The sequence below is a fragment of the Streptomyces torulosus genome (assembly GCF_001419765.1).
In the GTDB taxonomy this organism is placed as follows: Bacteria; Actinomycetota; Actinomycetes; order Streptomycetales; family Streptomycetaceae; genus Streptomyces; species Streptomyces torulosus.
Genome location: NZ_LIRK01000198.1, coordinates 1 through 6225, shown reverse-complemented (window position 1 = coordinate 6225; position 6225 = coordinate 1). Strand labels below are relative to the sequence as shown.

Sequence of the window (6225 nt, the reverse complement as noted above, 5' to 3'; positions counted from 1 at the left end):
TCAGCTGAAGGGCGGGCCGCAGGCCCGACCCTTCCAGGGGCGCGGGGAACTGCGCGAGAAACCCCCACTCACCCGCACGTACGCACCCCGCGGCAACCCCTAGCGCGCCTCGACGGAGTCGATCGAGGCCTCGCGCTGGTGTGGGATCTCGAGACCCGCACCCGCACCCGGCTGGAGCGTGACCGTCCGGCGGGGCGCCGGGATGTGGATGCCCTCGGCCCGGTAGCGCCGGTGCAGGCGCTTGATGAACTCGTGCTTGATCCGGTACTGGTCGCTGAACTCCCCGACCCCGAGGATCACGGTCATGCCGATCCGCGAGTCGCCGAACGTGTGGAAGCGCACGGCGGGCTCATGGTCCGGCACCGCCCCTTCGACGTCCTTCATGGTCTCGGCGATGACCTCGTTGGTGACCCGCTCCACATGCTCCAGGTCGCTGTCGTAGGCGACGCCCACCTGCACGAGCAGGGTCATGTCCTGCTCGGGCTGGTTGAAGTTGGTCATGTTCGTGCCGGCGAGCTGCCCGTTCGGGATGATCACCAGGTTGTTGGAGAGCGACTTGATCGTCGTCTGCCGCCAGTTGATGTCGACGACATAGCCCTCCTCGCCGCTGCTCAGTCGGATGTAGTCGCCCGGCTGGACCGTCTTCGACGCGAGGATGTGGATGCCCGCGAAGAGGTTGGCGAGCGTGTCCTGCAGGGCCAACGCCACCGCCAGACCGCCGACACCGAGTGCGGTGACCAGCGGCGCGACCGGGATGCCCAGGGTCTGCAGGATCACCAGGCAGCCGAGCGCCAGGACCGCGACCCGGGTGATGTTCACGAAGATGGTCACCGAGCCGGCGACCCCGGCCCGCGACTGGGTCACCGTACGCACCAGACCGGCGATCACCCGGGCCGCGGTGATCGTCGCGACCAGGATCAGCAGCACGGTCAGCGACTGGTTCACATTGTGGTGGACCGTCCGCGTGAGCGGCAGCGCCGCCGCCGCGGCCGCCGCGCCGCCGACGAACGCGCCCCAGGGGACCAGGGAGCGCAGCGCGTCGACGATGACGTCGTCACCGCTCCAGCGGGTCTTCGTCGCGTGTCCGCCAAGCCAGCGCAGCAGCAGGCGCAGCAGGAACGCGGCCGCGAGGCCCGCGACCAGGATGATTCCGGCCACGAGGCAGTCGTCGACGGTGAGGGCCCGGGTCATCGGTCGCCTCCCGAGGGGCGGGGGGAGCGGTCGGCGGGCCGTATGTCATGTCCCGCGGACCGTATGTGATGTGTCGTCACCTTGCCACCTGCTCGATTCCGGAATGCACGATCACGCTTGCCCGGACGCGTGTGCGACGTCGGGCGCGACCGCTCATCCTGCCGCACTCGTCCTGCTGATCGGCACCGGACCTGCGTGGATCGGCCATTGACGACCCGTCGAACGCGGCGGAATGTCTGATACGCGTCACAGCGCCACAGCGCTCCTTGTCGCCGGTCTCGGGGTGCCCCGGCCCGCCCCGGCCCGGTCGGTGGCGGCCGCGCCCGCTCAGAGCACCTTCAGCCGCACCAGCGCCCCCAGCGTCAACGCCCCCGGCAGCAGCGGCAGCCAGAGCGTGATGACCCGGTACGCCAGCACCACCGCCGTGGCCACGGCGGCCGGCGCGCCCGCCGCGATCAGGGCGACCACGAGCGCCGCGTCCACGGACCCGAGGCCGCCCGGTGTCGGGACCAGGGCGACCGCGACGGTGGCCGCGAGATACGCGACCGCCATATGGAGCACGGGTATCCGAAGGCCCAACGCCAGCCCGACGGCGGCCAGTCCGGCCGCCTGGAGCGTGGGGAAGGCCAGCGAACCGCCCCACAGGGCGAGCACCCGGACCGGCCGTGTGTGCACCGAGTGGGCCTCGCTCAACGCGGTGCGCACGAAACCGGACACGGCCGTGCGCAGCCGCCGTACGAGCAGCAGCGCGAGCCCGGCCGCGCAGACCACCCCGGCGCCGGCCGCCAGCAGGGGAGCGGCCGACCCGTCCGGGAGGAGCGGGCCGAGGCGCAGCGCGCCGGGGAACGCCAGCAGCAGGGCCAGCAGCAGACCCAGCCGGGCGACGGACTCGGCCAGCAGATACAGGGCGAGTGCCGCCGACGAACGGGTCGGCGGCACCCCGCACACCGTCATGAACCGCAAATTCACCGCGCTCGCCCCGAGACCGCTGGGCAGCAGATGGTTCGCCGCGCCGGCCGCGAACTGGGTGGCCAGCAACCGCCGGGCGGGCAGCCGCTCGACGAGGGCGCCCTGCCGGGTCACGGCCGCCGCCACCCAGGTCAGGCAGGTCGCGCAGACCGCCGCCGCCAGCCAGGGCCACCGCGCGGTCGCCAACTGCCCGAACCCCTCGACGAGAACGGAACGATGGCGCACGGCGAGGACGAGGACCAGGGCGAGGGGGAGCAGGCACAGGATCCGGCGGACCGAGAGGATCCGGCGGACCGGGACACGCCTGGGGAGCCCCTCGGGGAGCCGTATCACTGTCACATCGGGAGAGGTTTTCCGCCACGTCCCAACGGCGGGTTGCGGACGGGCGGTGACCGGCGCGGGACTTCACCGCGCGCGGGGTACTCCTGAAAAACCAGTTGACCTCAAGAATGGTTGAGGTTCTAGCGTCCTTCCCATGAGTATGGAGATGACCGCCTGGAGCCAGCTGCAGGGCATGTCGAACGCCCGGCGGCCGAGCCGCCCCTTCGCCCGGACGACGCTACGGCGCGTCGGGGCCTTCGCCCGTCCACATCGTCGCCGTATCGCGTGGTTCGTCGCGGTCAGTGTGGTGACCGCCCTTCTCGCCGTCGCGACGCCGGTGCTCGCGGGGAACGTCGTAGACGTGATCGTGTCGGACGGGGACGAGGCGCTCGTCGTCCGCCTTGCCGTGCTCATCGCCCTCATCGCGGTCGCCGAGGCGGCCCTCGGGCTGCTGGGCCGATGGCTGTCGGCGAAGCTCGGCGAGGGACTCATCCTCGATCTGCGGACCGCCGTCTTCGATCATGTGCAGCGCATGCCGGTCGCGTTCTTCACACGTACTCGTACGGGAGCGCTCGTCAGTCGTCTCAACAACGACGTCATCGGCGCCCAACGGGCCTTCAGCAACACCCTGTCCGGAGTGGTCGGCAACCTGGTCACCCTGCTGCTCACGCTCGCCGTGATGCTCACCCTGTCCTGGCAGATCACTCTGCTGTCGCTGGTCCTGCTGCCCGTGTTCGTGATCCCCGCCCGCCGGACGGGCACCCGGATGGCCCGGCTCCAGCGGGAGGCCGCCGACCTCAACGCGGCCATGGGCACCCGGATGACCGAGCGCTTCTCGGCGCCCGGCGCCACCCTCGTCAAACTCTTCGGACGCCCGGCCGACGAGTCCGCGGAGTTCGCCGAACGGGCCCGCAGGGTGCGCGACATCGGCGTGCGTACGGCGATGGCGCAGTCGGTGTTCATCACCGCCCTCACCCTCGTCTCCGCCCTGGCGCTCGCCCTGGTGTACGGCCTCGGCGGCTGGTTCGCGCTGCGCGGCACCCTCGAAGCGGGCGCGATCGTCTCCCTGGCCCTCCTGCTGACCCGCCTCTACGCCCCGCTGACCGCCCTCGCCGGCGCCCGCGTCGAGATCATGAGCGCCCTCGTCAGCTTCGAGCGGGTCTTCGAGGTGCTGGACCTGAAACCGCTGATCGACGAGAAGCCGGACGCCCGCGAGGTGCCCGAGGGCCCGGTGTCCGTGGAGTTCGAGGACGTCCGCTTCGGCTACCCGTCCGCCGACAAGGTCTCCCTCGCCTCCCTGGAGGAGGTGGCCGCCCTCGACACCCGGGGCGGCAGCGAGGTCCTGCACGGCGTCTCCTTCCGCGCCGAACCCGGCCGGACGATCGCCCTCGTCGGCTCCTCCGGCGCCGGCAAGTCGACCGTCGCCCAGCTCCTGCCCCGCCTGTACGACACCGATGCCGGCAGCGTCCGCATCGGCGGTGTCGACGTACGGGACCTGAGCGCCGAGTCGCTGCGCGGCACCGTCGGCATGGTCACCCAGGACGGGCACCTCTTCCACGACACCGTCCGCGCCAACCTGCTGCTCGCCCGCCCCGGCGCCACCGACGACGACCTGTGGGAGGTCCTGCGCCGCTCCCGCCTCGACGACCTCGTACGGTCCCTGCCCGACGGGCTCGACACCGTGGTCGGCGAACGCGGCTACCGGCTCTCCGGCGGCGAACGCCAGCGCATGACCATCGCCCGGCTGCTGCTGGCACGCCAGCGCGTCGTCATCCTCGACGAGGCCACCGCCCACCTCGACAACACCTCCGAGGCCGCCGTCCAGGAGGCCCTCACGGAGGCGTTGGAGGGCCGCACCGCCGTGGTCATCGCCCACCGCCTGTCGACCGTACGGACCGCCGACCAGATCCTCGTCGTCGAGGCCGGCCGGATCGTGGAACGCGGCACTCACGAGGAACTCCTCGCGGCGGGCGGCCGGTACGCGCAGCTGTACCGCACGCAGTTCACGAAGGACAAGCCGCCGGTGACGGTCGCCTAGCACAAGCCGCCGGTGGTCGCCTGGCACAAGCCGCCGGTGGTCGCCTGGCACAAGCCGCCGGTGGTCGCCTGGCACAAGCCGCCGGTGACGGTCGCCCGGCGGCTTGTCCCCGAGGCGCCGCCCGGCCCCCGGCCCGGTCACGCGACCGGGCCGGGGTTCAGCCCTCCACCCCGGTGGAGGTGTGGGCGGAACCGACCGGCTTCGACTCCGGGGAACCGCGCTGGCGCAGATAGATCGAAAGGATCGCCATGGAGGCGATGGCGAGGAAGTCGGCCGCGAGGACGTACTGACCCCACGTCAGGGGCGCCTGGAGCTGCCTCAGCTGCTTCTCGTTGTACGCGGCCACACCCGTGTGGGAAGGTAACCTCGCCCCGCCGTCCGGCCCGGGCGCCGCGCGACGGGCACGCGCCCGCCGTCCCCCGGCTGGGGCAACCGGTGCTACGCCGCGCTGGTCGCCGTGGTGTGGGAGCCGTCCACCGGCAACCCGTACACGGCGAAGGCCCGCCGGATGACCGGCTGGGCGACATTGCGCACCCGTACCCCGCCGCTGGTGATGCCGTGCTCGGTGCCCAGATGGGCGTGGCCGTGGACGGCGAGGTCGGCGCCCGACTCGTCCACCGCCTCCGCCAGCAGATAGCTGCCGAGGAACGGGTAGATCTCCAGCGGCTCACCGACCAGCGTGTCCGGCACGGGTGAGAAGTGGGTGAGCGCGATACGCACCGCGCAGCCGTCCGCCGCCAGGCCGTCGAGGGCCCCGCGCAGCCCGTCCGCGAGCCCCCGGGTGTGCCGGACGAAGGCCTTCATCTCGGGTTCGCCGAACTCGCTGCCGCTGCGCCCGGCGAAGCCACCGCCGAACCCCTTCGTCCCGGCGACGCCCACCCGGACCCCGTCGACCTCGACGACGGTCCCCTCGCCCTCCAGCACCGTCACGCCCGCCGAACGGAGGACGTCCGTGACGTCGTCGGGCCGCTCCGCGTGGTGGTCGTGGTTGCCGAGGACGGCGATCACGGGCACCGGCAGCCCCGCCACCTCGTCGGCGACGACCCGCGCCTCCTCGGGAGTGCCGTGCCGGGTGAGGTCACCGGCCAGCAGCAACAGATCGGCCTGCCGGTGGAGCGTCTCGAACGCGGGCCGGAGCAGACCACGGCTGTCCGGCCCCAGATGGATGTCCCCGACGGCGGCGACCCGGATCACGACAGGTCCTCCGGATGGTCGGGCGCGGTCACGTCGGCCAGCGCGATGTCGGCCCGGACGGCGATGCCCGGCAGCTCCTCCGCCGCCAGACGCAGGATCGCCTCACGGTCGTGGGCGGTGGACGCGGTGCCGGTGATGTGCACGGAGTCGCCCCGCGACTCGATCCGCATACCCAGCTCGGCGAGATCACCGCCGGCGAGCCGTTCGCCCAGGTGGGCGATGCGGTATTCGGTGTTCGAGGTGGGGTGCGCGGACTGCTCCGACTGCCCGGACCGCCCGGACTGCGCGGGGCCGGTGGGGGCGTCCGGTCCGCCGGTGACGTCCGGTCCGGCACCGGCTTCGGCGCGCGTGCCGTCGTCAGGTGGTGTCGCCATGGCCGGTCTCCTCCGGCTCGATCACATGGAGGCGCTCCAGCAGATACAGGAAGGCCGCGGGCATCGGTACGGCACCGCACTCCCGCCGGACCCGGGCCCAGTCGATCTTCTCCCGCAGGGTCCGGCGGGAGTGCGGTG

At 72.3% G+C, this 6225-nt stretch carries 6 protein-coding genes; 1 reads left to right on the top strand and 5 read right to left on the bottom strand.

Annotation, left to right across the window (positions count from 1 at the left end):
- Nucleotides 1-99 precede the first annotated feature (99 nt).
- A complete protein-coding gene (locus tag AOK23_RS14640; RefSeq protein ID WP_055713150.1) occupies nt 100-1191 on the bottom strand; it encodes a mechanosensitive ion channel family protein in 1092 nt (363 codons plus the stop codon).
- Nucleotides 1192-1518: 327 nt separating this feature from the next.
- Nucleotides 1519-2499 carry a lysylphosphatidylglycerol synthase transmembrane domain-containing protein gene (locus AOK23_RS14635; protein ID WP_079049481.1) on the bottom strand — a complete coding sequence of 327 codons (981 nt, stop codon included), beginning with the start codon at nt 2497-2499 and terminating at the stop codon, nt 1519-1521.
- A gap of 142 nt (nt 2500-2641) precedes the next feature.
- Here AOK23_RS14635 and AOK23_RS14630 point away from each other — a divergent pair, with 142 nt between their 5' ends.
- Entirely contained in the window at nt 2642-4519 is a 1878-nt protein-coding gene (locus AOK23_RS14630; protein WP_206336201.1) for an ABC transporter ATP-binding protein, read from the top strand.
- Between the two features lie 157 nt (nt 4520-4676).
- Here the strand turns inward: AOK23_RS14630 and AOK23_RS14625 are convergent, their stop codons facing one another.
- The 3 genes from AOK23_RS14625 to AOK23_RS51645 form a co-directional block, all read right to left on the bottom strand.
- On the bottom strand, nt 4677-4865 hold the full coding sequence (locus tag AOK23_RS14625; protein ID WP_055713148.1) for a DUF6766 family protein: 189 nt from the start codon (nt 4863-4865) through the stop codon (nt 4677-4679).
- A gap of 92 nt (nt 4866-4957) precedes the next feature.
- Entirely contained in the window at nt 4958-5713 is a 756-nt protein-coding gene (locus AOK23_RS14620; protein ID WP_055713147.1) for a metallophosphoesterase family protein, read from the bottom strand.
- Nucleotides 5710-6087: a BON domain-containing protein gene (locus AOK23_RS51645; protein WP_338056469.1), complete on the bottom strand. Its 378-nt coding sequence runs from the start codon at nt 6085-6087 to the stop codon at nt 5710-5712. The genes AOK23_RS14620 and AOK23_RS51645 overlap by 4 nt, the downstream gene beginning before the upstream one ends.
- Nucleotides 6088-6225 lie beyond the last annotated feature (138 nt).